Here is a 25,611-nt window from a genome sequence, read left to right as displayed (position 1 = left end):
ACATAATACAACTTTATACATTTTTGTAATAAAAAACATTATTGTTAAAATTTACATTTTTGTAGAAATATGTGTTTGTACGAACTCACGTACTAGTTCAATTATTCGGCCAGATGTTTCAATATGTGTCGTAATTACGTGATGTCCTGTAACTTTTTCTTTAATGCGCAATAATTTCACGGTCACTTCGGCTGAGGCTACACTTTTTGCGATTAAAAATACGTTTCCAAGAGGAACACTTCTGTCTGTTGGAGCTTGAACCACTAGAATCGGGGCATTGATCGCATTTACCTCATTGCGCACTTTTCTTACGCCCTTCATAAGCTCATGTAATTGCTGCAAACTTACAAAATCGTCATATCCTTTCCATGGAGCAATTTTTATATGTTCTTCATCCCGCCTGCCAAGAGGCATTACCGGCTTAAAACGCTTAATCAACGGGGTGAGCGGCATCCGCCAGTCTTTCATCTGCCACGGAAAGAATGAATACAGGTACAATGGCGCGGCAAGCGAAACAACTCCTGCTACAGGAAACTTTGAGGCTACATGTAATGCCAACGTTCCACCCATGGAAAGGCCGACCACAAAAACCGCATCAACCTGCTTTGCCAAGGCTTCATATTCCTTTTCTGCACCACGCTCCCAGTCAGCCCAGCCAGTAGTCTGAAAATCTTCAAAGCTCGTACCGTGCCCAGGCAACATTATATTACGGACAACAATGCCGTCCGCCTCAAGCGGCTCCACCAGCGGCTCCATTTCAAAAGAACTTCCTGTCCAGCCATGAATCAGCAAGCAGCCTACGGTCATATTCTACCCCTTTTTCCTTTTTTTGTTTTCTTCTATTGTCACTAGCAGTTACCTGCAAACAACGTATTTGCGCCCCTCGCCTTCCAGCAATCTCCTTGAAAAAACGTGGGGAAAAAGCCTTAGCAAACCCCAGTCAACCATCTGCACACTATCCTAACCTTGTTTAAGGCGGAACAATCCTCTACAGTACCGCACTTGCAACGCATTATGACAATGAGGAGTTTATCAATGCAGGCATGTGACACATTATTATTTGCAGAGATCATCGTCACACAGGACGAAACGCGTTCCATCATACACAACGGCGGGATAGCGATTACTGATGGCACCATCGTCTGTATTGACGCTGCCGATACAGTGCGTTCTCAATACACCTCTGAAAATGTCATGGAGCTAGGCAGTTCCCTGCTCATGCCGGGGCTTATCAACAGCCACACCCATGCAGCTATGACATTGCTGCGCGGTGCTGCTGATGACCTGCCGCTTATGGACTGGCTCAACAACCATATCTTTCCGGTTGAGCAAAACCTCAAAGCAGAACAGGTCGAGCTTGGCGCCCTGCTCGCATGCGCTGAAATGACCCGCTACGGCACCACCTCGTTCACAGATATGTATCTGATTGAAGATGCAACATATAAAGCTGTAGATCAATCCGGATTACGTGTTCTTGGCGGCGAAGCGTTATTTATGTTTCCTTCTCCTGCATATCCGGACTTTGATACCGGCATTGCACTTGTTCGCGAACTGGAAAGTAAATGGCGCAACAATCCGAGAATCCGGCAGGCAGTTATGCCTCACGCCGTATACACAACCACACCGGAAATTCTCACCATTTGCCGTGAAGTGGCAGAAGAACTTGATTTGCCGATTCATATCCACCTTGCGGAAACGCAGACAGAAACACAGGCATGCATTGAGAGCTTCGGAAAACGTCCGGTTGAGTATGCCCATAGTCTCGGTCTGCTAAGCGAACGGACAACCGTTGCCCACGCTGTAGACCTGACCGATGATGAAATTACCCTGCTTGCAGAGACTGGCACAAACGTTGCCCATAATCCGGAAAGTAACATGAAGCTTGCCTCTGGCATGGCACCCATTGAAAAAATGCTCGCCAAGGGAGTTAACATTACTTTGGGTACTGACGGCGCTGCATCTAACAATGCACTGAACATGTTCACAGAGATGGCATCATGTGCATTCCTGCATAAAGTGCAGCACCTTGACCCTACCGTCGCTTCCGCACAAACTGTGCTGGATATGGCAACCTGCAACGGATCACGTAGCATGAGACAGCCTGACATTGGCTCCCTTGCTGTCGGTCAACAGGCAGATATAATTGCAATTGATCTCACACAGCCTAACCTGCTGCCGATGCACAACCCAGTTTCACAACTGGTATATGCAACTACCGGCGCAGAGGTACACATGTCTATGGTTGCAGGTGACATCCTGTATCAAAACGGAAAATATTTACGAATTGACTACCCGGCTCTGATTGAGGCTGCAAAAGATGTTGCTAAATGGGTACAAAAGAAGATACAGAAGCGCAGCTAAGTTACCTGATTGCGAATTTTTGCTGTCAGGAAAAACAACTTGACTCTGTGTTTTTTAGTTGACTTTTTGTCAAAAAAATATAAATGGACATCGCTTCAAAGATAATATGCGCGCGTAGCCAGCGCGACCTCAGGAGGAAATTAATATGAGTGCTAAAGCTGTAAGCTTCGCCGATGCTAAAATGACTGAAGAAGGCATGCTCTTTAACGGGTTTGTTTGCCAGCCAGTGGTCGAACAGTGTGAAGGCTGCGAGCGCACAGGTGAGTTCGAAGGCCAGACCTACTGTAAAAGCTACCCAATGCCTAACGCTAAATGGGCAATGGGTGCATGTAACTTTGCTACACACATCAAAGCTACTGTAGACAAATCCGGTCAGGTTAAGATTAACCCACTTAAAGCTTCCAAGCGTGCCGCTCGCGGTCGTTAATCAGCTATATTTTGGTTAGAGAGGGAAGGTTGGATCACAGCCTTCCCTTTTCTTTTTTCAGAGAGAACGAATTGCGCGCACCATTCTTCATCATGCTCTTTTCCTTTTGACCATGACTGGTGCAACCGCCAGCACGGGCAGGATACAACTTCACCCTGTCCACCATTTCGCGTACACTCGCCACGCTTGCAAAAAACACATAAGGGTGCAGGCAATCCGTTCTTTCTGAAAAACGTATAGGCATATAGTTTTCTTATCCACCCTGATTCTCTGACGGAGAACTTCCATGAGTGAAAAACTTCTCGATTTTCTTGATGACCAGCATGATCTTGTTATTGAACTTCAAAAAGAGATGACCGCGCGTCCTGCGCTGTGCCCGTCCAGTGGCGGCCAAGGCGAAAAGGACAAAGCAGACTATCTGCGCGGCTGGCTTGAAGCCAACAACATTACGGATATCGAAGAGGTTCGCGCTCCGGATTCCCGTGTTGACTGCGGATACCGTCCGACCATCATTACCCGTGTTCCGGGCAAGACTGAGAAAACACTCTGGATTATCGGTCACACAGATGTTGTGCCTACCGGCGATCTCGACCTGTGGGAAAGCGACCCTTGGACACTGCGTGTTGAAGGTGACTACATCTATGGACGCGGCGTGGAAGACAACCAACAGGCTATTGTTTCCGGCCTTCTCGTTGCCAAGGGGCTTGTGGATAATACAATCACACCGGAATACACTCTCGGCCTCATCCTGACAGCTGACGAAGAAACCGGCAGCAAATACGGTCTTGAGTACGTTGTGGAAGAGCGTCCAGAACTCTTCAAAAAAGACGACCTCATCCTTGTTCCAGACATCGGTGATGCCGACGGAACCATGATCGAAGTCGCTGAAAAGTCCATTCTCTGGGAAAAAATTTCTGTTACCGGCAAGCAGTGCCACGGATCTACACCTTGTGAAGGCATCAACTCACTTGAGGCAGCCTCCGCATTCATTCTCAAGATCAAAAAACTGCATGAGATCTTCGATCGCAAGGACGACCTGTTCGATCCTCCGATCTCCACATTCACACCGACCAAAAAAGAAGCAAACGTACCAAACATCAACACCGTACCGGGTCTTGATGTGTTCTACGTAGACTGCCGAGTTCTGCCGGGTTACGAGCTGGCAGATATCCGCAAAGAAATCAAAAAGCTTGGTGACGAAGTTGTTGCTGAATACGGCGTGGAAATCACCTATGAAGACCATCAGGCAAATCAGTCCACAACGCAGACACCAGTGGACAGTGAAGTGGTAACCAAGCTCGACCGTGCCATTAAGAAAGTTTACAATGTAACACCGCAGCCGAAAGGTGTTGGCGGTGGTACTGTTGCAGCACACCTGCGTGACGAAGGACATCCTGTAGCCTGCTGGAGCAAGCTTGTCCCGAACGCTCATGTGCCAAACGAAAAAAGCCGTATCTCCTGCAACATCGGTGACGCAAAGGTTATCGCCACCATGTTGTTTGATACCGCAGATTAATGACAACCCCGCACATTGCGGCGTCATTGCGAAAAAGTCAGACGCTCACATCTGTCTAATATGCTTCACCCCCGACTTTTTCTTACTCCTTGCACTGCACAAGGTTGTCATCAATCTGTCAGACAGAATTTATTGATAAACGCTTTTTACTCAGGCGGCTGGAGAATCCCTTTTAAAAAAGGGATTCCCCCCGTTTGATTGAAATATGCGACTGGTAGTTTTAATTAAGTTACCAATGTAATAAAAAACGGGACATTCTCGTTAATAAGATTTTTTGGAGATTTTCAAGAACCTTTTTGCAAAAAGGTTCTTGAAATCCCGCTGATAAGCGCCGTCGGAGACATCCTGCTGATAAGCACCGTCAGAGACGACTCACCGAAGGCAATTACTTATATTACTGAAGAAGAATTATGATCAAAACACCCCCACCAGCTATTTTTGATGTCATTGTTGTTGGCGCAGGCCACGCAGGCGCTGAAGCAGCCATGGCTGCCAGCAACCTTGGAATGACAACCTTACTGCTGACGATCAACTTGGATCACATCGGCGCTCTTTCCTGTAACCCGGCCATTGGCGGTCTTGCCAAGGGTCATATGGTTCGTGAGATTGATGCACTTGGCGGCATGATGGGGGTCTGGGCAGACCAGTCCGGTATTCAGTTCCGCACCCTGAACACCAGTAAAGGCCCTGCAGTCCACGCAACACGCGCACAAATTGACCGTGACGAGTACATGCGCGTTGTTAAGCGTGATGTTTTTGCACAGGAGAACCTGTGGATCTGGCAGGACACTGCCCATGAACTGCTCACCGAGAACGGTCGCTGCACCGGTGTCCGCACCCAGCTTGGACAGGAATTTGCGGCTAAGACTGTCATCATCACAACCGGCACATTCATGCGTGGTCTTATCCACGTTGGTCTGAATAATTTCTCCGGTGGTCGTCTTGGTGATCCGGCAAGCAGCGGCTTATCTGAGTCACTGAAGAGTGTAGGACTGGAGCTTGGCAGACTTAAAACAGGTACTGTTCCACGTTTGCTGAAAGACAGCATCGACTTTTCTGTTATGGAACCGCAGCCGGGCGACACGCCGCCTCCGCCGTTCAGCTTCCGCACAAAAGAAATTCCGCTTCCACAGCTGCCTTGTTACCAGACATGGACAAACGAAGAGACCCACGAGATCATCAAAACAGGCTTTGATCGCTCTCCGTTGTTCACGGGTGTCATTGACGGAACCGGTGCTCGCTACTGCCCGTCCATTGAAGACAAGATTGCCCGATTCCCTGACAAGATCAGACACCAAATTTTTGTAGAACCGGAAGGACTCAACAGCTCTGAGTGCTACCCGAACGGTATTTCAACAAGCTTGCCGCTGGATATTCAGAAAGCCATGCTCAAGACCATCCCCGGTCTGGAGAATGCACAGATTATCCGTCCAGGCTATGCGATTGAGTACGATTACGCAAACCCGACACAGCTGCGCCCGACTCTGGAGACAAAAGCGCTTCCGGGTCTGTACCTCGCAGGTCAGGTAAACGGCACCTCCGGATATGAAGAAGCTGCGGCACAGGGACTGTGGGCTGCACTTAATGCATTCTGCGCCCTCACCGGACGCGATCCGTTCATTCTTGGTCGCGATCAGGCATACATCGGCGTGCTGATTGATGACCTTGTAACAAAGGGCACCAAAGAGCCTTACCGCATGTTCACCTCTCGTGCTGAGCATCGTTTGCTGCTCAGAGAAAGCAATGCAGACATGCGCCTCACTGAAATCGGCCGCGAAATCGGCCTGGTAAAAGATGATCAGTGGGCAATGTTTGATGCAAAACGTTCCGCGCTTTCCACGTTGCTTACAGAACTGGACGAACGTCGTATCAAACCGGATGCTGGTGTTCGCGCAATTTTTGACCAGCTTGGAGAAGCGCATCCTTCAAAAAGCCTTACACTGGCAGAAGTACTGAGACGCCCTGCTCTGAATATTAACGACCTCACACCATTCTGGCCTGAAATTGCAGAATACGCAGAAGATGCCAAAAAAGAAGCACAGGTTGTTGTAAAATATGCAGGCTACCTGAAACGTCAGGACGAACTGGTACAGCGCTTCAGCCGTATGGAGAGCGTTCCGCTTCCGCAAGATCTTGATTACTCTGAAGTTGCAGGTCTCACCCGTGAGGTTGAGGAAAAACTTGCAGCGGTACAGCCGTTGAACCTTGGTCAGGCGTCGCGCATATCCGGTGTTACTCCGGCAGCAATTTCCTGCCTTGAAGTTCACTTGAAAAAACTTGGTAAAATTTAAGTACACTGTACAAAAAAACAGCCACGGTAAAACGTGGCTGTTTTTTTGACTTTTTTTGAGCAACACTGCTTTATTTTATATGTCATGCACTATAAAAACAGTATCCCCCTGCCGTTTTGGTTCTATTTTTGCTTAAAACTTAGGTACGTTATTCACCGATAAAGAGCAGTCTGCTGCGTCTGGCTGTCAATTTAAAGGTGTAAAACAAACCAGTTCACATTATTACATTTTCAGTATATTTTTGTGAGCCTGCTTAGGTAAAATCTTGCGTTCAACAGTACAAACAGCAGAGTATTACGTGTCCTACTTCTCATTCAGCGCTTCAAGTAATAGCTTTTTTACCCAGATCGGGAGTCATTTTTCTGCTTCAACATTCAGAACAGAAACAGCTCTTTTTACTGTTTATGCGTTATGCGCAATTGTTGTCATTCTGATAGCAGTCATTGCGTTTATGTGGATAAAAAACCGCAACAACGCAAAATACATCCCGAAAGACTGGGTACTGCACCCTGCCCACATTGCCAATACACTGAACGCTGCGCGGGATGAAAACGAAAAATTTGAAGTACAGTTTCACTCTGATGGTGAAAAACGCCGCTCTACCACCTGCCGCATGGCAAGCATCAATGAAGAATCTGTAACTATTGAATGCAGTGGCCTCAACAACATGCAAGGTGACTGGGTAGGTAAAGATATCGACTGCTATTTTCAGGTACGCAAGTTCGGCTCCGGCAGTACCTTTTTTATGTTTACTACACCGATTACCGGAGTACGCTCCTGTACCGACGGCACTGCAATCCTGACACTAAAGGCTCCTGAAAAACTGGAACAGCGCCAGAAGCGTGCTGCACTACGAATCTCCCCGCCGCAACAATATATTATGGGACTTGCAGCATGGTCTGCTCCGGAAGGACTTATCCCGAAAGGCAAGCTGGATATCCGTCAGTGGGGACGCCCTATGCTGACCTACCTGCCGGAAAAAAGCAGCCAGATTGCACTGGATAACATCTCCGCAGGCGGTATTAAAGTTCGCATCCCTAAAGCTGAAATGAAAACCTGCGGGCTTGATTTCAAGATCGGTGATAAGCTCTTTATCCTGCTGGATCTATGGGATCCGGACACCGGTCAGCGAGTACGCTACTGGGTATTATGCAGAGTGCAGAATCCATTTATTGACTTTGTTACTCACGATGCAGAACTTGGTATGCAGTTCCTGTATACAGCTCATTCTGATACCGATAACACCTCAGAACTTGAATGGAATGAGGACGGACTGGAAAACGGTATCGAAAGCATAGGTAACTGGGTAATGCGAAGACATCTGGAATTGTACCGCGAAAAAGGAATTTAATAATGATGCACCAGACTGCGGAAAACGCCGGTCTGGACATCCAATGCTTGCACAAGACCAAACTCATCGGTACAGTACAACAATATGTATAGTACCCCTTTGTATCGTAACTTTAAAAAGGAGACCCATCTTGGACGGAGGTTCTGAGAGTCGATTGTGGAACGTACTCGGAAATCTCTTCAGCAAAACAACTGAAGAAGACGTTGAAAAAGCCATTATCGATGCCCGTGAGGAAGGCGAGCTGGAAGCTGAAGAAGGTTCTATGCTCCTCAATGTACTCTCACTAGATGAAACTCAGGTTCATGAGATCATGGTTCCGCGTACAGATATTGTCTGTGCCGAGACAACCACATCCATTGGTGACCTTGTTAAACTGATTGTCGAATCCGGACATTCCCGCATTCCGTTATATGAGGAAAACAGAGATAATATCGTAGGCCTTATCTACGCTAAAGATCTGTTGATTCACCTCTATGACCCTACTCTGCGTGATACTCCGCTTGTAAGCTTTATGCGCAAGCCGTTTTTTGTTCCGGAAACAAAAATTGTAACAGACCTCTTGCAGGAATTCCGTACTCGAAAACAGCACATGGCGATTGCTGTTGATGAATACGGCGGGACTTCCGGCCTCATCACCATTGAAGATATTCTTGAAGAAATTGTCGGTGAAATCGAGGACGAATATGATACCCCGAAAATTGAAGAGATCCGCGCAACAGAAGACGGCAACTACATTATTACCGGCAGAGCAAGTCTTGATGACGTGAGCGACGAGCTCTCCATTACGCTTGAGTCCGAACAGGTAGAAACACTAGGTGGCTACTTGAGCGAACTTGCCGGACACGTGCCGCAATCCGGAGAAGCATTCCAACTTTCCGGCTTCACCTTCACCATTGAAGATGCGGATGCCAAGCAAATCAGGCTTATCCGTACCGCAAAAGCCAATGAAGTGATGGAAAAAAAATAACGTAGTTATCACAAAACACTATACACCCTGCTTTGCAGGGTGTTTTCTTTTACCCATAGTATTTGTTCATCTTGCCCGTCAGCACGCTTCACCACAGGCAACTTGACCGATACGTAAAAAAACGTCAGGGTGCGGCATGCTTCAATTTGCTCTATTATTTATTATGGGTACTGTAGGATTATGGATTGGTTCTGCCAATACAATCTACCAGCTCCCACCTCTCGTATTGCTTTATCCTGCCTGTCTGTATCTGATCGGACTTCAGGCAGAATCCGGCTCTGTTGCTTTCAAGCGAGGTCTGCTTACAGGTACCGCAGCGTTCACAAGCTGCCTGTACTGGATTGCAGTCCCTTTTGCGGAGCAGACAGCAATGCCGTGGTATATAGCCATCAGCGGTCCACTCGGCGTTTCCTTTGTCATGGGAACATACGGTGCAATTTATTCCTGGTTCTGCAACAAATATCTGCAAAAAGCGTCTCCGCTTTATGTCGGCCTGAGTACATTTTTTCTTTGGGGAACACTGGAACTTGCGCGCGGTATTATCCTCAGTGGATTTCCGTGGGCATCACTTGCTGCCGCCTTTGCGGACTGGCCTGCTTTTGTCCAGCCTGTAAGCATTCTCGGCGCTGAAGGATATTCCGCCCTGCTTGCCGGACTCGCCTGTTATGTAACAGCTGCCTTGATAGCAAGCTCGGTTAAGCATTCCGTCACCGCGCTTGTCTCTTTGGCACTGCTGTTTACTTCCAGCTATTATTCATGGATGCAGCCTGCCGATGCCGGAGCAAATATTGAAATCGCCATGGTACAAGGTAATGTCGATCAGGGCGCAAAGTGGGACAAACGATACCAGCGCGGTACGGTTGAACGGTATGTTACGCTTAGCAAACAGGTTCTTGAGCGTCCGGTTGATCTTGTTATCTGGCCGGAAACGTCAATGCCGTTCTATCTTCAGAGCAGTAAAGAATATCTCCCGATCGTCCGCAGACTTGCTGTTATGAGCAATGCCCCTTTTCTCATCGGCACCCCCGGTTTCGGTAAAGGAACCGAAGGTCGCAAGCATGATATTTTCAACCGCGCGTACCTGTTCGACGCCGAAGGTATTATGCGATCATGGTATGACAAAATGTACCTTGTCCCCTTTGGCGAATACATTCCTTTCTACGTACCGTTTGCTGATGAACTCCTCAAAGGAACCGGCTCATTTGTCCCCGGAAGAGTCTATGACCCTCTTACTGTTGGTAATCTTGCAATGGGAGTCCTGATTTGTTATGAGGCTACATTCACCGAACTCGTCCAAGATCGCGTAGCAAGGGGTGCCAACGTTCTGGTCAACATAAGTAACGACGCATGGTTCGGAAAAACAGCCGCCCCGAAGCAACATCTGGACATGACAGTTCTTCGTGCTGTTGAGCAAGGCCGCTACTTTGCCCGTGCTACAAACAACGGCATTACAGCTATTATTGACCCTAAGGGTAATATTACAACTAAAGGCAAATCCTTCCGTGCTGATGTTATTTTCGGCTCCATAGGTACCAGAACCGATTTCACCATCTACCATCAGTTCTTTGCTCTCATCAGAGCTCTACTCATGGCCGGTGCCGTCGCTGTATTTGCCTACTCATTTTATACAAATAAAAAGAAAGACATATAACATGCTTCAATTAGCAGATTTACGAACCAGAAGTAACGCCCTTACAGAACAATTCAACTCCTTATGGAGGAGGCTTTGACCTGAAGGGTGACAAAGATAGACTTGATGAAATCGAAAAACAGCTCTCCAGCCCCGGTGCATGGGATAATCCGGACAAGCTTACACCAGTCCTTCAAGAAAAAAGTCAATTAGAAGGACATATTGACCGATTAGAAACCCTTACACAGGCTAAAGAAGATTTAGCTGAATGGCTGACCTTAGCTGAAGAAGACCAGAGCGCTGAAGTTCTTGAAACACTCAATGAACAAACTCAGTTGTTAAGCGAGCTGCTTGAGCAGACCGAGCTTAATTTATTGCTCAGCGCGCCGGAAGACCGGAATGATGCAATTTTAGAAATTCATCCTGGCGCTGGAGGCACTGAGGCACAGGACTGGGCAAACATGCTCCTTCGCATGTACGTGCGATGGGCAGACAGGCATAAATTCAAAGTCGAGTATCTTGATCTGCTGGATGGAGACGAAGCCGGCATTAAAAGCGTTACGCTTCGTATTAAAGGCGACAATGCCTACGGCTTCCTCAAAGGGGAGAAAGGCATTCACCGTCTTATACGTATTTCGCCTTTTGACTCTTCCGGTCGTCGTCACACATCATTTGCCTCCATTGATATTATTCCCGATGCGGGCAAAGACATCACTGTGGACATACAGGAAAGCGATCTGCGTATTGATGTATTCCGTTCAAGCGGCCCGGGCGGGCAAAGTGTAAACACAACCAGTTCGGCTGTGCGTATTACACATATCCCTACAGGAGTAACCGCCCAATGTCAGAACGAAAAATCCCAACACGCTAACAAAGATACTGCGTTACAAATCCTTAAATCCAGACTTTATGAGATTGAACTGCGAAAAGTGCAGGACGAACGTCAGGCAGCCTACGCAGGAAAAATGGATATCAGTTTCGGTAGTCAGATACGTACTTATACGCTTCAGCCATATCGTCTTGTGAAAGATCACAGGACAAACTCGGAGATCGGGGATGTTGATTCAGTACTAGATGGAAAACTGGATCAGTTCCTGCGAGATTTCCTGCTTTATCTACATGCAGAAAAGACTACATAATTTACATCAGGACAGCTTAGATAGCCTAACAGCCGAACTGGATATGCTGCGCCAGCTTATTGCCGAGTCTGCCCCGTTTCCGGACGCCGAGCAACAGCTTGCACTTACCAGAATAATCCCCGGCATCACCATGAAAGAATGGGATGAATTGTCCGAAGCAGGCGGATTTTCCGAATGGTTCGCGATTAATCTGGACAACTCCTCCTTTCATAACCTTACAAACCTGCAGCGGGTTATTGATGAACTCACCCGCAGGTCTGAAAGAGACCCGCTCACAGGATTATACAACAAGCAGGCATTCGAGAATAAACTCTTAATGGAGCTGCAGCGGGTCGAACGCAGTAACGGTCAATTAAGCTTAGCAATAATTGATCTGGATAATTTTAAAAACATCAATGACACATACGGTCACCATTGTGGAGACGAAGTCATCAGGACGCTTGCCGACCTGCTGGACGCTTCAACACGTGGGTATGACCATGCAGCGCGCGTAGGTGGCGAGGAGTTTGCATTACTACTTCCCGGTGCCGGCCCGCTCAGAGCAAAAGCCATGCTGGACAGATTGTGTTCGATGTTTGCCGATACCTATATAAAATGCAAGGAAGCCACGGTACAGTGCACTTTCTCTGCAGGTGTAGCCTCCCTGAAAGGGCGTAACACTGCTACCGGACACGACTTGTTCAACATAGCAGATAAAGCTCTCTACCAGGCAAAAAATGCCGGTAAGAATCAGGTACATGTTACCAGACAACTCATCGAATTCGAATACGATCGCTCCACAATGGTGCATTCTAACGAAAAACAATTCCTTTTTTCTGGATCTAAATAAGGCAGTTTCCCCGTATGAAAGCCAATACTCTCACAATTTCAGTTCTTAGCGGCAAGGGCGGCGTGGGTAAAACCAACATCGCTCTTAACCTCGGCTACTGCATGTACAGAGGCGACTTCCCCGTCATGCTCATGGACTGTGACTTAGGCCTTGCCAATCTGGACGTTTTGCTTGGTGTAACCCCGAACACCAACATTCAGAGCTTACTGGACACAGATATTCCTGCAGAAAAGGTAGCATTCCCAATCGAGCCGGACGGTTTTGATTTCCTGCCTGCAGCATCAGGTGTACCTGAACTCGTAGAAATGGACAGCGAACTGCGAAATGCTCTCTTCCAGCGTCTCAATCCACTTTTTAATAACTATGAATATTTGTTAATGGATCTTGGCGCAGGAATTAACCCTACAGTACTTTCTTTTGCAGCAATGACACGCATTCGTGTTGTAGTAGTAACTCCTGAGCCAACGTCTCTTACAGACAGCTACGCGCTCATGAAAGTGCTTTCTACACAGCACAATGTAAAAGACTTCTATATCATTGTGAATCAGGCAGAAGATAAAACAGAAGAAACAAGCACTTACAACAGACTTGCAACAGCCTGTGAACGCTTCCTGGGCTTTACTCCTGAATTTTTAGGAGGCATTACTCAGGATAAAATGGTGCCTGAATCAGTAAGAAAACAAACTCCTCTGATGAAGCACGCTCCTAACAGCAAAGCTGCAAAAGATATCTTCTCCATTGCAGTCAAACTGCAGAAGATCAAAAACTCTATGCTAAATGACATTTCTAAATCAATTTTTACAGAAACTGCGAACAATCTCAGCAATTAACTTTTGAATATTTAAACAGTTTCCGTCATACTGAATTATATCACACAGCTAGAGAGCACATACTTACATAAACATAAATCCAGAACATCTACGCTGTATTGTACAGTGGGAGTTGAGAATGAACAAAAGCGAACTGATTAAAACTCTGTCTGAAGAAAACAACATCGCTATTGAAGAAGCTACCATGATGGTAAACGTCTTTGTAGATAGCATGAAGGATGCGCTCGCAGAAGGAAACCGTGTTGAAATTCGCGGCTTCGGCAGCTTTAAAATGAAAGAGTACGAAGGCTACACCGGCCGTAACCCGAAAACCGGTGAAGTTGTTACCGTACACCCTAAGCATCTTCCTTTCTTCCGTGCAGGCAAAGAACTTAAAGAGTTTTTAAACAGCTAGTCTGTTTTATATATCTCTGTAAAAGCGCAGGCTCATGCCTGCGCTTTTCTTTTATCTACTATCTGTCCCCTCACTACCTACCGCAATCACAACAAGCTGCCCCACACCACTCCGGATTGCTCTTCATGCAAGCTGCCTCCGGCAAACTTTTCTGAACAAAATTCCATACAGCAAGCGCCAAGTTCTTCTACACCAGCACGTAAAAATAGCATTTACTAAGAACAGGTTAGAGGCTGTGATTAATCTTCATTAGAAGCAAAACATTTTCTATCTCTTTACTCTATCGGGTTGACCTTCTTTCTTTTGTGCAGCAGAATCATAGGAGTAGACACCTTAAGGTGCTTGGTGCTGCACACCATCGGGCGTCCTTACACACACCCTATTGATTTGATGATGAAATTTTTTCATCCCTATTTTCTGCTATCGCATTTGCTTGGCGAAACCAGAGAAGACAGACGTAATGGAGACTGTTGACAAAGTCCTTACCTGCCAGATTGCAATAAATCTGCAGTGCAAGGCGCAAGAAAAACTCAGAGACGAGTCATAGTTACTCCTATGAAAGCGTTGAGTTTTTCGAAGCAACGCCGCAATGTGCGGATTTGTCATCAATCTGGTAATGTTTTTATATTTGGGTTGCGCGGTAGAAACGGGCACTTTCTGCCGGCACGAGGAGTTCGAATGAATCCGACCAAGGGACTCGTAGCTATCTATAAGATGCAAGGCTGCGGTAATGACTTTGTATTCATTGATAATAGAGAATACAATGTGCCTGTTTCGCATATGAGTGAGTGGGCTCAAAAAATCTGCCGCCGCGCATTTGGCGTTGGTGCAGACGGGCTTGTTTTTTTAGAAAACTCAGACGAACCTGCTCTTGACTACCGATGGCATTTCTACAATGCCGACGGTTCCCGTGCAGAAATGTGCGGCAATGCTTCCCGCTGTGCTGCAAAACTTGCAGTAGAGATCGGCCTTGCCGGCCCTGTTCACACTTTCGGGACAGATGCCGGCCCTATTCGCGCAGAATTTTGCGACGATGGTGAGATCAAAGTGGAACTCACCCCGCCTCAAGGACTTGAGCTGAATAAACCTATCACACTCAAAGATGGTGATGATGAAATCCATTTCGTCAACACCGGTGTTCCACATGCGGTGTATGTGGCAGAAGATGCATCAGCCCTGAATGTTAAAGAACTCGGCGCGCTGGTTCGTTACCATGATGTATTTGCACCTGCCGGCACCAATGCGAACTTTATGAGCATTATTGACCGCGAAAACGTACATCTTCGCACGTACGAACGCGGTGTGGAAGATGAAACTTTTGCCTGCGGTACTGGTGCCGTAGCAGGCGTTGTTGTAGCAAACGCTCTCGGGCTGACCGGCACTGATGTACGTGTTAAATCTTCAGGTGGAGAAATTCTGAGCATATCCATCGAGGGTAACAGCGTTTTCTTAAAAGGTAAGGCGCTGGTTATTTACTCCGGCAATGCTGTGCTTGAATCACTCGGTCTGACACTAGACTAAACACGACAAACCCACTGCGGGCAGTATTTTTGCCCATATGAGGAGGCGATATGAATTTTTCCGGAGCCTATACTGCACTGGTAACTCCATTTAGAGACGGCAAAATTGATGAAGAACGTTTCCGTGAGCACATTGAGTGGCAGATTACTGAAGGTATTCACGGTCTGGTACCGTGCGGTACAACTGGTGAATCTGCAACTCTTACACATGATGAGCACAAGGAAGCTATCCGCATTTGTGTAGAGCAGGCAAACAAACGTGTGCCTGTTCTTGCCGGTGCCGGTTCAAACAACACCAAAGAAGCTGTTCACCTTGCAACATTCGCTGAAGAAGCGGGTGCTGATGGTACACTTCTCATCAGCCCCTACTACAACAAACCGACGCAGGAAGGCATCTACCAGCATTTTAAACATATTGCCGAAGCAATCAGCCTTCCAATAGTACTATACAATGTACCTGGAAGAACCGGCAGCAATGTTCTGCCTTCAACCGTTGCCCGTCTTCACAAAGATCTTCCGCAGATTGTAGGTATCAAAGAAGCGACTGGTGACCTCATTCAGGTCTCTGACCTTATTGAACAGTGCGGTAGCTCCTTTACTGTCATCTCCGGTGATGACTTCACAGTACTGCCACTACTTTCAGTAGGTGGATCCGGTGTTATTTCTGTAATCTCCAACCTCCTCCCGAACAAAATGGCAAGCCTCTGTACTGCATGGAATAATGGAGACATTGAAACCGCACGTAAACTGCACTTCGAAATGCAGCCACTGAACCGTGCTATGTTCATGGAATCCAACCCTATTCCTGTAAAAACAGCCCTTGCATTACAGGGAAAAATGGATACAGACTTCAGATTGCCAATGGTTCCGCTTGCTGAAGCAAACCTTGAGCGACTTAAATCCATCATGACGGAAGCAGGCCTCTTGTAGGCATATTCTTCCTGCTACTTTTAGCTCCACTAATACAGCCCAAGTTCGAACTATGCAGTATTGCATAATCGGACTTGGGCTTTTTTGCGCGCCATGTTTTATTTCTCTTATTTTATAATGTGTTATTTCTAATGTATCCCTTCAACCTTCAGGGGTTGCACTATCGAAGTACACAAGGTACTACACTATTTCAGAAATGACGACTGAACCTCATATCAACCCTAGCAATATTAATACGATATGAACGAACAGGATTTACCACTCGAACGCCCCTGGCTGGATAACTACGATCCGGACGTGCCGGCGAACCTGAGCTACAAGAACGCATCCATTCCAAGCATTCTGGACGAAGCGGCAGCTAACACGCCGAACCGTAATGCTATAGTTTTTAAAAACTACACCCTTACTTTCAAAAAACTCCACACGCTTGCAGAGTGCTTTGCAGCAAACTTGCGTGAACAGGGTGTTAAACCCGGCGACCGTGTATCTATCATGATGCCAAACTTGCCACAGACCATGATTGCATTTTGGGGAGTGCTCAAGGCTGGCGGCATAGTGGTTATGACCAATCCTCTTTACATGGAAAAAGAGCTGGTTCATCAAATTCATGACTGTGGTGCAAAACACATGATCACGCTTGATCTTGTGTGGCCTAAGATTGCCAAGCTTCGCAATAAGCTTCCTATTGAAAAATACTTTGTCACACGTATCTCTGATGCACTGCGCTTTCCGCTCAACCTGCTCTACACAACGAAGAACAAGTGGGAAAAAACGCATATCGATGTACCGTATGACAACAAGTCCGTACTTCCATGGAAGACACTTTTTGCGTCAAAAGAACAATTAAATGTGCCTATTAAGGATCCGCAGAACTCTATTGCCTTATTGCAATATACTGGCGGAACTACGGGCATTTCCAAAGGCGTTATGCTTTCACATGCAAACGTCACTTCAAATGTCGAGCAATGTCAGACTATGCTTAACGCAATCTCTGACGAGCACCATACCTTCCTTGGATTGCTCCCGTACTTCCATGTGTTCGGGCTCACAGTAAGCATGCTTTTCCCGTGTGCATTGAACGCAACGGTTGTTCCGTTTCCACGCTATGTTCCTAAAGACGTGCTGGACGGTATTCAGAAATACAAACCGACGATTTTCCCGGGAGCGCCATCCGTTTATATTTCACTTATGCAGCAAAAAAGTCTTTCCCAATATGACCTCAGCTGCATCAAATACTGTATTTCAGGCTCGTCACCGATGCCGGTTGAACAGATGCGCCAATTCAAAAAAATTACAGGAGCCAAGCTGCTTGAAGGTTTCGGCCTGACTGAAGCGTCTCCAGTAACGCACTTGAACCCGCTTATGGGGCTTTCTAAAAACGGCTCCATCGGACTGCCGTTTCCTGATACTGACGCGCGCATTGTTGATATGGAAGTGGGTAGTATTCCCCTGCCTATCGGAAAGATCGGTGAACTGATCATCAGAGGTCCGCAGGTCATGATGGGGTACTGGAACCGTCCAGACGAAACCGCCTCCACCCTCCGCAACGGCTGGTTGTATACAGGCGATATCGCCACTATGGACGAGGAAGGATATTTCTACATTGTTGACCGTAAGAAAGATATGATCCTTGTTGCCGGCTACAATGTATATCCGCGTGAAATTGACGAAGTGCTCTACGAGCACCCGAAAGTGCAGGAAGCTGTCACTGTTGGTGTACCGCACAAAACACGCGGGGAAATCATCAAGGTTTATATTGTCCCTAAAAACGGTGAAGAGCTCACCAAGTCCGAAGTGCTTTCCCATTGCCGTGAAAAACTTGCAAACTACAAAGTTCCAAAGCAGGTTGAATTCCGTGATGAACTGCCAAAGACTATAGTAGGCAAGGTTCTTCGTCGTGCCCTTCGCGATGAAGAGGAAAAGAAGATGAGCAGCAAAGCTGAAGCACAAAAAGAATGTAACTGCCCATCCCCTGAAGTGCCTGCAGCCTCTAAGGAAAAAAATTCCCACGCTGAATCGCAAGCAGAAACTGCTTCTGATAATACAGAAACAATGTCTGCTTCCAGCGAGTCAGCGGTTGAAGCAACTGCAGAAACAAAAACTGTGCAGTAATATGAAGTTATTATTACAACGAGTTAAAAATGGTGCTGTTCATATCAATGGCACTTCCGTTGCTTCAATAGAGCATGGACTGGTGGTTCTTGTCGGCTTTGGTGCACAGGACACAGAAACACTTCCGACAAGTGCTGTCTGGAACACCATGCTGCAAAAAATGATCGGGCTGCGTATTTTTTCTGACGAACAAGGAAAAATGAACCTGAGTTTAAAAGACACTGGCAACAACTTGCTGCTGGTACCACAGTTCACCCTGTACGCTGACAGCCGTAGAGGTCGCAGGCCATCATTTACATCTGCCTGCCCTCCTGCCATCGCAACAAAGCTGTTTGATACCTTTGTTGAAAATTGTAAGGCTGAGCTTCCGGAACGTGTTCAATGCGGTGTCTTTGGAGCCGACATGGACGTCTCCCTCACAAACTGGGGGCCTGTCACCATCATGCTCGCTTCAGAAGATTTTGCATAACAATACCGACGGGGATCCCCCTGCCTAACCTCATATCATCTCAGAAATAAAAAAACAGATGGTCACACAGGAACACTATGTGACCATCTGTTTTTTTATTTTCTATCCTGCATAAAATTATTCCTTCTTATGAACTTTACTGTTCTCAAGAGGCTTATTTTGTTATTTTTTGCTTTTTATTGCACTTTTTTGCATTTTATTTCAAACAATTATCTCAAAAACATTCAGATTTCAGGCTGCAACTGACTCTACATTTTTATAGCAATGCTTAAATTGCAGTTACTTACTTTTTATATTAGAAAATTCTGCATAGTTTCAATAACAGCGTTCAGTCTCTGAACCTGATGAATTGTTGGAGTTGCTCAGACTGTTATATGCCGCAGCCTGACTTCAATTCAATTCCGGCATTACTTTATCGAGAACAATATGAATCCAGCAAAGACGTTCAGGCTTGGCTCTGCATTAGTGCTTCTGTACAAAAACGACCTGACACATGACGTTTGCCAACAATTTAAAGAGTATTTAGAGACACTTGTTGCGGTACAAGATTACCAGCACGTTGTGCTCGACATGTCTGAAATGGGGGATATAGACGAATCAGGACTGCATCTGCTTGTGCATCTGAATTCACGTATTCGCGGGCACGGAAAAATTCTTCATATTCTTTCTCCTCCCCGCCACTTTCTTGAGCTTCTACATAAAAAACAATTGTTACGTTTTTTTAATCTTTTTCGAAATGAGGACGATATGCTTTCTAGTCTTCCTCTCTAATGCGGGACGCTAACGCATGACTTATTATCTTAAACACTACTTTGATCCTTTTTTTGATCACACAAAACTTGCACCGGCAGCAGTATCCGGTGGTCGTGTGGACCACCACTGTCTTGGATATGTACAAAACGTCGTTGCAGGACAAATCCTCGCGGAACTCGTACCTGCTCCAGAAGACTCTGGGACTGACAGTCAGCAATTCCTCACGGACTCACCTGTTCTGCCAGCTGGTCCCAACACTGAAGTTAATCCTGAAAATAAACTTCAATTGCTTGCATCCCAAAACGGCTACGTTTTTTATCACGAAGACCTCATTTCTGTAAAAAAGCTCTTGAATATTCACGGCGATGTCAACTTCAGCACCGGTAACGTTATTTACGTAAATGACCTTTGCGTTCACGGTACGGTACGCACCGGATTTGAACTGCAAGCACGCAATATTCTGGCAAAAGACATTGTTGAAGGTGCAACCATCCGTACTCTTGATGCATTCACTGCAGAAAAAGGAATCAAGGGTGCTAAAGCATGTGTGATAGACGCGGGAACCAATATTCGAGCGGCTTATTGCGAAAACAGTGATCTTCAAGCAGGAAAAGATATTTACGTTGAAGGTTCATCACTCCACACCCGTATGTCGCTCAATGGAACTCTCATTGTCCGACAACGGCTTCAGGGGGGAAAAGTCTACGCCAATAATATGGTCTACGTTGGAGAGCAGCTGGGGGGCGGCATAAATACTCCAACAGCCATTATTATGGGGTATCCACCTACACTGATGAAAAAGCTGGAGGGCATTGAAGAAAAGATTGAAGTTGTTGAAGAAAACATTGCACAACTTCAAAAAATAAGTGCGAAAAGCACACTGCACCGTACCGAAAATCAATCGAAACTGGAATTTGAAGAAAAAAGGATAGCAGCACTACGCAGAGAACAACAGCGTATTGTCACTCTCATGCAAAAAAATTCCAACACGGATTTATGTCGCGTTGTTGTACCGGGGACAATTCGTCCAGGAGTGGAAATAAGCATCGGCGGCTATTACACAAAAATTAACGACTATCTGGAGAATGTAGCAATCAGCTTACGAGACGGTGAGTTGCGCTTTGATTCTCCAGCAATCATTAAGAAGTAATTACATGGACATAGCAACTATAATAGGATTATTTGGCTCATTAGCACTCATCATAGGTGCTATCGCGGTCGGGGGGAGTCCTGCGGGGTTTATTGATGTACCTTCCATTCTCGTTGTATTTGGCGGTACCATTGCTGTGGCCTTCATCATGTTTCCTCTCGGAACAGTCCTTGGTTCAATGAAGGTTGGAATGAAAGCGTTCTTTTCCAAGGCGCCTGAACCAATAGACTCTATTGATCTCATCATTGATCTGGCAGACCGTGCACGAAAAGAAAGCCTCGTTTCGCTAGAAAAAGCAAATATCGACAATGTCTTTTTGAAACGTGGCGTCCTTCTTGTTGCTGATGGAACAGAGGAATCTCTTATCCGCTCCGTCATGGAAATTGATGTTGATATTATGAAAAAGCGCCACCGCACAGGCCAAGAAGTATTTAAAGGAATGGGCAACATGGCTCCAGCATTCGGAATGATCGGAACGCTTATCGGTCTAGTACGCATGCTACAAGCACTTGATGACCCATCAGCAATTGGACCTGCAATGGCGGTAGCACTTCTCACAACATTCTATGGAGCAATTTTGGCAAACTGCATATTCCTGCCACTTGCCAAGAAACTTGAAGAGCGCTCAAACGAAGAAGCTCTTAATATGGAGCTAATGACTGAAGGGGTACTTTCCATATTAAATGGTGAACACCCTAATATCGTAAGAGAAAAGCTTAATTCATTCCTCCCGCCGTCAAAACGTCAGGAGCGATAGTATGGCTGAGTCTCAAAAACGTGGGGACAATGAAACGCCAGCAGAAGAAGGACTTCCACTTTGGATGGCTACCTTTGCCGATCTGGTGACACTACTTCTCTGCTTCTTTGTACTCCTTCTATCATTCGCCCAGCAAGATGCAAATAAATTCAAAACACTTGCAGGATCTGTCAAAGATGCCTTTGGTATTCAAGTAAAACGCAAGACTGCAAACTTTGCAGCTTTTTCACCTTCGAAGTTTGAGCGTTCTGATGTTAAACTAGAGAAAGAAGATCAAGCGATTCTCGGTATGTTGCTAGAATTAAAAAGCTATATGCTTGATGACCCTTCTTTGCAAAAAGTTTCAACGATATCTGCGGACAATGAAGGACTTGTGCTTCGTGTTCCTGTTGATAGTTTTTTTGCTCCAGGCTCTGCGAAACTCAAACCGGGGAGTGAGGCTTTACTAGACAGTCCGATTAAAATTCTTAAAGAGCATACTGTTAATATGGTGGTACGCGGACACACCTCTGATATTGACAGGGGAAACGGCAGTTACCCTACAAACTGGGAACTTTCATCAGCGCGGGCAGCCGCACTGCTCCGAGCCATCATGAAACGTTCAAACCTCCCATCCACACGGCTTAAAGCTGTAGGGTACGCTGATTCGCAACCCTTGCTCCCGAACAACAGCGATCAAAATAGAAACATGAATGACCGGATGGAGTTTTACTTCCACCGCCCTCAAGACAAAAGCTGGTAACCTCAAGGCAACTTCGTAGTGAAGTTGCCTTTTTTTACGCTATTTGCACTGCAAATTTGTCCTATCTCTTCTCATAAAAACTATTCCGGCAAACTCTGCCTAAGGATGCAAAGTTCAACATACTGCTTTTAAAGAACTTTCAACAAGGCACACATTTTGCTAATCTTCCCCACAAGGAGTGCCATCATGCAAATTTCGCCTAGTGCATATATTACAGAACAGGTTCAAAACGTAGCAAGCAACAAAGCTGTCAGCACTGGCTTTGGTGCTATTTTTGATGCCGTGCAAAAAACCTCTGCGCAATACCAAGAAGCGCACGACACCGCAGTTAACTCTACACATGACAACCTGACTGCAGTAAAAGATCTTCCAATCAATGATGAAGACTACAAGGCTATTGAAAAAAAACTGGAAGAAGCTGGAGTTGAAAAAGAGACACTGAAGCGTCTTAAAGAAGAAGCCGACAAGGAATCCCTGACATGGGATAATCTGCTGGAAACTCTTAAACAGACTGCACAGATTAACTCCGCACCAAAAGCAACAGAACTAACTCAAGACACACAAAACAAAATTTCTTCTATCCTTACTCAAGCTGGACTCAGCCCTAACAAAACCAGTGATGTACTTGCTGATTTAGAAGCTGGAAACACCAAGCGAGCATGGGAAACTATCTCTGAGGCATTAAAAAATCTTAATGACAATGCCACCCTTTCCATCACTAAAGATGAACTTGCAGCACTGGGAAAAGGCTTACAGCTCGACAGCAATGCGCTTGCAAAACTTCAAAGCTTGCTGTCTGGATCTGAAGGCACAATGAATAGCTCAGGGATCAAACAGCTAACCGCTTTGCTTGACTCCTCTGTCGCAGCACAAAATGCTTCCGGTGAGAAGCTGCTCGAAGAAGTCAAGCAGCAACTTAATCCTCTTATTGCAACTGCTCTTGAAAATGGTGGAAAGCTTTCTGCAAAAAATCGTGCGAGCAACGAAGAAGATGCGACACGTATTCTTCGAGCAGATAAAGCCACTGAAAAAGGACTGGGTTTTATGCCTAGCGCCAACAGTAAAGAAGTAGCTGCAGAATCAACAACAAGCTCTATGAAGTCTGGTGATACAGGAAAAGAAGCAACCGTTAGTGCTTCAGCTATTGCCAATACTTCAGAATCCGCAGGTACAAACGCTGATGCTGATTCATTACTTGGTGGTAAGCAAAACAATAGCAAGAGTTCATGGATGAACTTTTTTAACAACACAGCACTTGCCGACGGCGCCACATCTGGACAGCCATCTACAAGTCCTGCACAAAATGTTGCGAGCCAAGCCACCTCTCTTAAACAGACCAGTACGAATATTCTGGAACAAATTCAAAATGGTGTATTCCGCTCTTTACGTAATGGCGTAAACCAACTTTCATTAAAACTGAATACAGCTGATTTTGGTCCAGTTGCAGTTTTAGTCTCAACTAAAAGTGGTGAAGTCGCAGCCAAGATTCGAACAGACAATCCAGAAGTTGCCAAAACACTTCAGGACAACATGCATACACTTCGAGCCTCATTGGAAGCACAAGGTCTGAAGGTAGAAAAGCTCGATGTGCAAACCGGTATGCAAAACCATCTTCAAAATAACAATAGCTGGGACACGCCGGATCAACACAACGCCCAGCAAGAAGCTCATCAACGCTTCTTGGCAAAACAACAGTTCAGGCAACTCAAGGATACGAAACAAGATCTTGTACAGGGGACAACAACCATCCAACAAGCAAGCCATTCTTCAAACAGGGTGTACCTTGTTGCTTAATAAAGAAAAAACGGCAGATTTTTTATCTGCCGTTTTTTTTTGTTATTTTCATTTTTTCCTAAACTCTTCCTGCCAGCAACGCCTACATGCAGCTCACGCCGCATAGCAACGGCACGCACCAATACAATCTATTTTATTTGCCCTGCAAATCCTGCCTGCTATCCAACATACGTTTCATTTACTCCCTTATAAAACGGAAAATATCACCTCAATTTTCTATAAAAAGACCATAAAGAATTATTAACAAAATCATAAATAGCTATTTTTACACACATAAAACCTATTGGCATTAAGGTTGCTTAATACAAGGCAGTAAAACATGGAGGTTATACATTATGTCTTTAGTTATTAACAACAATTTGATGGCAGTAAACGTCACCCGCAACCTGAACAGCTCATACGGGAAACTCGCAACATCCACCCGTCGCCTGTCCTCAGGTCTTCGTGTTGGCACTGCGGCAGATGATGCTGCCGGTCTTGCAATGCGCGAACTTATGCGCGCAGATATTAAAACACTTGCTCAGGGTCTGCGTAACGCTAACGACGGTATTTCAATGATCCAGACTGCAGATGGCGCTCTCGGCGTTATCGATGCAAAGCTCATCCGCATGAAAGAGCTTGCAGAACAGGCTGCTACCGGCACTTACACTGATGCACAGCGCTTGATGATCAACCAAGAATATCAGCTGATGGCGAAAGAAATCACTCGTATGGCCATGGACACTGATTTCAACAGCAGGAAATTACTTGCCGGTACAGGCCAAGAAATTAATGTTGAAGAAAGTGTTGCCCAAAACGATGCTGCGCGTACGGCAGAAGCAACTATGGTTGATGAAGACGGCAACACACAATCTTGGTCAAGTGACGGGCCAAACGATGAAGCAATCGTTACTAGTTCAGCAACAGACACACCACTCGGCGCTATCGACGCAAATGGTGTTCAGACCATTACCAAATCAAATGCTGGTGACACACTCACATACACTTCAAGATCTGGGATTGCAGCGGTAGAGAACACCGTAACAACCGTTGCGGGCGGTGGAACCATGGATCTTAAAACCGGAGAACTTACTGGTGTGGGTGTTACAGCGTCCGCTGTTGCTGCTGTTACATACGCTGGCACAAAGGTAACTATCGAAACCCGTGCACCAGGAGGCAACTGGACCGATATTACTGACGCAGCAACAGCAGCAGCGCAAACAACGACTGCAACCCATGAAGTACGAATCACAGCAGAACTTGCTAATGGATCAATCGTGCGCGACACATTTAGCAATAACGATAATCAATTTACCATTACTCCAACTGTTGCCGGTACTGCTAACAGCTATACCATAAGAACTACTGCGGACTCTGGTACTGCTATTCAAATTAACTCTGAATTTGCTGCATCGAAAACATTTGAACAAACCACAAAAACTGGCGTTAAAGTGGTCAACGATGCTGTTTCGTTCCTTGAAGACAACTCAAAAACTTATCTGCCTGCCAAAGCAGGTTTTACTCACGACGCTAAGACAGGTGAGATTAAAAAAGCTCAGTCTGTTGAATCCTCTGCATCAAGCAGTTACGGTTCGATGAAGACGCCTGTTCAAGATATTATTATCGAAGCGTACAACGAAACTACCCATACATGGGATAAGCTTTCCTTG

21 protein-coding genes and 1 pseudogene are annotated in these 25,611 nt (G+C 46.0%); 21 read left to right on the top strand and 1 reads right to left on the bottom strand.

Features of this window, described 5'->3' with window-relative positions; genetic code table 11:
• Window positions 1–51: 51 nt before the first annotated feature.
• On the bottom strand, window positions 52–807 hold the full coding sequence (locus SP90_RS15645) for an alpha/beta hydrolase (protein WP_066858552.1): 756 nt from the start codon (window positions 805–807) through the stop codon (window positions 52–54).
• Window positions 808–1,035: 228 nt separating this feature from the next.
• Here SP90_RS15645 and SP90_RS15640 point away from each other — a divergent pair, with 228 nt between their 5' ends.
• The 21 genes and pseudogenes from SP90_RS15640 to SP90_RS15535 all read left to right on the top strand — a co-directional run.
• A complete protein-coding gene (locus tag SP90_RS15640; RefSeq protein WP_066858549.1) occupies window positions 1,036–2,361 on the top strand; it encodes an amidohydrolase in 1,326 nt (441 codons plus the stop codon).
• 145 nt (window positions 2,362–2,506) lie between these two features.
• Window positions 2,507–2,788, top strand: a complete 282-nt coding sequence (locus tag SP90_RS15635) for a PxxKW family cysteine-rich protein (RefSeq protein WP_066858546.1) — start codon at window positions 2,507–2,509, stop codon at window positions 2,786–2,788.
• Between the two features lie 286 nt (window positions 2,789–3,074).
• Window positions 3,075–4,304 (top strand): M20 family metallo-hydrolase, encoded by a 1,230-nt coding sequence (locus tag SP90_RS15625; protein ID WP_066858541.1) that lies wholly within the window; start codon window positions 3,075–3,077, stop codon window positions 4,302–4,304.
• A gap of 410 nt (window positions 4,305–4,714) precedes the next feature.
• Complete coding sequence (gene mnmG, locus SP90_RS15620) at window positions 4,715–6,595, top strand: tRNA uridine-5-carboxymethylaminomethyl(34) synthesis enzyme MnmG (RefSeq protein WP_157471358.1); 1,881 nt, start codon at window positions 4,715–4,717, stop codon at window positions 6,593–6,595.
• A 265-nt stretch (window positions 6,596–6,860) separates the two neighbouring features.
• Complete coding sequence (locus SP90_RS15615) at window positions 6,861–7,946, top strand: PilZ domain-containing protein (protein WP_157471356.1); 1,086 nt, start codon at window positions 6,861–6,863, stop codon at window positions 7,944–7,946.
• Window positions 7,947–8,076: 130 nt separating this feature from the next.
• Window positions 8,077–8,913: a hemolysin family protein gene (locus SP90_RS15610; protein ID WP_066858533.1), complete on the top strand. Its 837-nt coding sequence runs from the start codon at window positions 8,077–8,079 to the stop codon at window positions 8,911–8,913.
• A 136-nt stretch (window positions 8,914–9,049) separates the two neighbouring features.
• On the top strand, window positions 9,050–10,564 hold the full coding sequence (lnt, locus tag SP90_RS15605) for an apolipoprotein N-acyltransferase (protein ID WP_066858530.1): 1,515 nt from the start codon (window positions 9,050–9,052) through the stop codon (window positions 10,562–10,564).
• A 1-nt stretch (window position 10,565) separates the two neighbouring features.
• Window positions 10,566–11,682 (top strand): peptide chain release factor 2 gene (prfB, locus tag SP90_RS15600; RefSeq protein WP_197498814.1). Its coding sequence is split into 2 segments (ribosomal slippage): window positions 10,566–10,640 and window positions 10,642–11,682, totalling 1,116 coding nucleotides; the frame shifts between segments, so codons are not numbered across the junction.
• A 43-nt stretch (window positions 11,683–11,725) separates the two neighbouring features.
• Window positions 11,726–12,511: a GGDEF domain-containing protein gene (locus SP90_RS15595; protein WP_197498813.1), complete on the top strand. Its 786-nt coding sequence runs from the start codon at window positions 11,726–11,728 to the stop codon at window positions 12,509–12,511.
• Between the two features lie 14 nt (window positions 12,512–12,525).
• Window positions 12,526–13,341 (top strand): MinD/ParA family protein, encoded by an 816-nt coding sequence (locus SP90_RS15590; protein ID WP_066858520.1) that lies wholly within the window; start codon window positions 12,526–12,528, stop codon window positions 13,339–13,341.
• Between the two features lie 97 nt (window positions 13,342–13,438).
• Window positions 13,439–13,735, top strand: a complete 297-nt coding sequence (locus SP90_RS15585) for an HU family DNA-binding protein (protein WP_269449366.1) — start codon at window positions 13,439–13,441, stop codon at window positions 13,733–13,735.
• Window positions 13,736–14,413: 678 nt separating this feature from the next.
• Window positions 14,414–15,256 (top strand): diaminopimelate epimerase, encoded by an 843-nt coding sequence (dapF, locus tag SP90_RS15580; protein WP_066858514.1) that lies wholly within the window; start codon window positions 14,414–14,416, stop codon window positions 15,254–15,256.
• Between the two features lie 50 nt (window positions 15,257–15,306).
• Window positions 15,307–16,185 carry a 4-hydroxy-tetrahydrodipicolinate synthase gene (gene dapA / locus SP90_RS15575; RefSeq protein ID WP_066858511.1) on the top strand — a complete coding sequence of 293 codons (879 nt, stop codon included), beginning with the start codon at window positions 15,307–15,309 and terminating at the stop codon, window positions 16,183–16,185.
• A 240-nt stretch (window positions 16,186–16,425) separates the two neighbouring features.
• On the top strand, window positions 16,426–18,297 hold the full coding sequence (locus tag SP90_RS15570) for a long-chain-fatty-acid--CoA ligase (protein ID WP_066858508.1): 1,872 nt from the start codon (window positions 16,426–16,428) through the stop codon (window positions 18,295–18,297).
• Window position 18,298: 1 nt separating this feature from the next.
• Complete coding sequence (dtd, locus tag SP90_RS15565; RefSeq protein WP_066858505.1) at window positions 18,299–18,766, top strand: D-aminoacyl-tRNA deacylase; 468 nt, start codon at window positions 18,299–18,301, stop codon at window positions 18,764–18,766.
• A gap of 426 nt (window positions 18,767–19,192) precedes the next feature.
• The gene (locus SP90_RS15560; protein ID WP_066858501.1) at window positions 19,193–19,537 is read left to right on the top strand and encodes an STAS domain-containing protein; all 345 of its coding nucleotides are present in this window, start codon (window positions 19,193–19,195) and stop codon (window positions 19,535–19,537) included.
• 16 nt (window positions 19,538–19,553) lie between these two features.
• The gene (locus SP90_RS15555) at window positions 19,554–20,669 is read left to right on the top strand and encodes a FapA family protein (protein WP_066858498.1); all 1,116 of its coding nucleotides are present in this window, start codon (window positions 19,554–19,556) and stop codon (window positions 20,667–20,669) included.
• A gap of 4 nt (window positions 20,670–20,673) precedes the next feature.
• Complete coding sequence (locus tag SP90_RS15550; protein ID WP_066858495.1) at window positions 20,674–21,426, top strand: motility protein A; 753 nt, start codon at window positions 20,674–20,676, stop codon at window positions 21,424–21,426.
• Window position 21,427: 1 nt separating this feature from the next.
• A complete protein-coding gene (locus SP90_RS15545) occupies window positions 21,428–22,168 on the top strand; it encodes a flagellar motor protein MotB (RefSeq protein ID WP_066858492.1) in 741 nt (246 codons plus the stop codon).
• A gap of 186 nt (window positions 22,169–22,354) precedes the next feature.
• The gene (locus SP90_RS15540; RefSeq protein ID WP_066858489.1) at window positions 22,355–23,962 is read left to right on the top strand and encodes a flagellar hook-length control protein FliK; all 1,608 of its coding nucleotides are present in this window, start codon (window positions 22,355–22,357) and stop codon (window positions 23,960–23,962) included.
• A 335-nt stretch (window positions 23,963–24,297) separates the two neighbouring features.
• Window positions 24,298–24,717: pseudogene (locus tag SP90_RS15535) on the top strand (flagellin N-terminal helical domain-containing protein); the annotation flags it as partial.
• Window positions 24,718–25,611 lie beyond the last annotated feature (894 nt).

It is taken from the genome of Halodesulfovibrio spirochaetisodalis, from assembly GCF_001672295.1.
Lineage (GTDB): Bacteria > Desulfobacterota > Desulfovibrionia > Desulfovibrionales > Desulfovibrionaceae > Halodesulfovibrio > Halodesulfovibrio spirochaetisodalis.
This window is presented reverse-complemented; position numbering and strand designations above follow the sequence as displayed.

Excerpts from the sequence above, each read along its gene's own strand:
- SP90_RS15595 (WP_197498813.1), top strand. The coding sequence starts at position 11,726 with ATGCTGCGCCAGCTTATTGCCGAGTCTGCCCCGTTTCCGGACGCCGAG.
- SP90_RS15625 (WP_066858541.1), top strand. The coding sequence starts at position 3,075 with ATGAGTGAAAAACTTCTCGATTTTCTTGATGACCAGCATGATCTTGTT.
- lnt (WP_066858530.1), top strand. The coding sequence starts at position 9,050 with ATGCTTCAATTTGCTCTATTATTTATTATGGGTACTGTAGGATTATGG.
- SP90_RS15570 (WP_066858508.1), top strand. The coding sequence starts at position 16,426 with ATGAACGAACAGGATTTACCACTCGAACGCCCCTGGCTGGATAACTAC.
- SP90_RS15550 (WP_066858495.1), top strand. The coding sequence starts at position 20,674 with ATGGACATAGCAACTATAATAGGATTATTTGGCTCATTAGCACTCATC.
- SP90_RS15540 (WP_066858489.1), top strand. The coding sequence starts at position 22,355 with ATGCAAATTTCGCCTAGTGCATATATTACAGAACAGGTTCAAAACGTA.
- mnmG (WP_157471358.1), top strand. The coding sequence starts at position 4,715 with ATGATCAAAACACCCCCACCAGCTATTTTTGATGTCATTGTTGTTGGC.
- SP90_RS15545 (WP_066858492.1), top strand. The coding sequence starts at position 21,428 with ATGGCTGAGTCTCAAAAACGTGGGGACAATGAAACGCCAGCAGAAGAA.
- SP90_RS15555 (WP_066858498.1), top strand. The coding sequence starts at position 19,554 with ATGACTTATTATCTTAAACACTACTTTGATCCTTTTTTTGATCACACA.
- dapF (WP_066858514.1), top strand. The coding sequence starts at position 14,414 with ATGAATCCGACCAAGGGACTCGTAGCTATCTATAAGATGCAAGGCTGC.
- dapA (WP_066858511.1), top strand. The coding sequence starts at position 15,307 with ATGAATTTTTCCGGAGCCTATACTGCACTGGTAACTCCATTTAGAGAC.
- SP90_RS15635 (WP_066858546.1), top strand. The coding sequence starts at position 2,507 with ATGAGTGCTAAAGCTGTAAGCTTCGCCGATGCTAAAATGACTGAAGAA.
- SP90_RS15560 (WP_066858501.1), top strand. The coding sequence starts at position 19,193 with ATGAATCCAGCAAAGACGTTCAGGCTTGGCTCTGCATTAGTGCTTCTG.
- dtd (WP_066858505.1), top strand. The coding sequence starts at position 18,299 with ATGAAGTTATTATTACAACGAGTTAAAAATGGTGCTGTTCATATCAAT.
- SP90_RS15645 (WP_066858552.1), bottom strand. The coding sequence starts at position 807 with ATGACCGTAGGCTGCTTGCTGATTCATGGCTGGACAGGAAGTTCTTTT.
- SP90_RS15640 (WP_066858549.1), top strand. The coding sequence starts at position 1,036 with ATGCAGGCATGTGACACATTATTATTTGCAGAGATCATCGTCACACAG.
- SP90_RS15590 (WP_066858520.1), top strand. The coding sequence starts at position 12,526 with ATGAAAGCCAATACTCTCACAATTTCAGTTCTTAGCGGCAAGGGCGGC.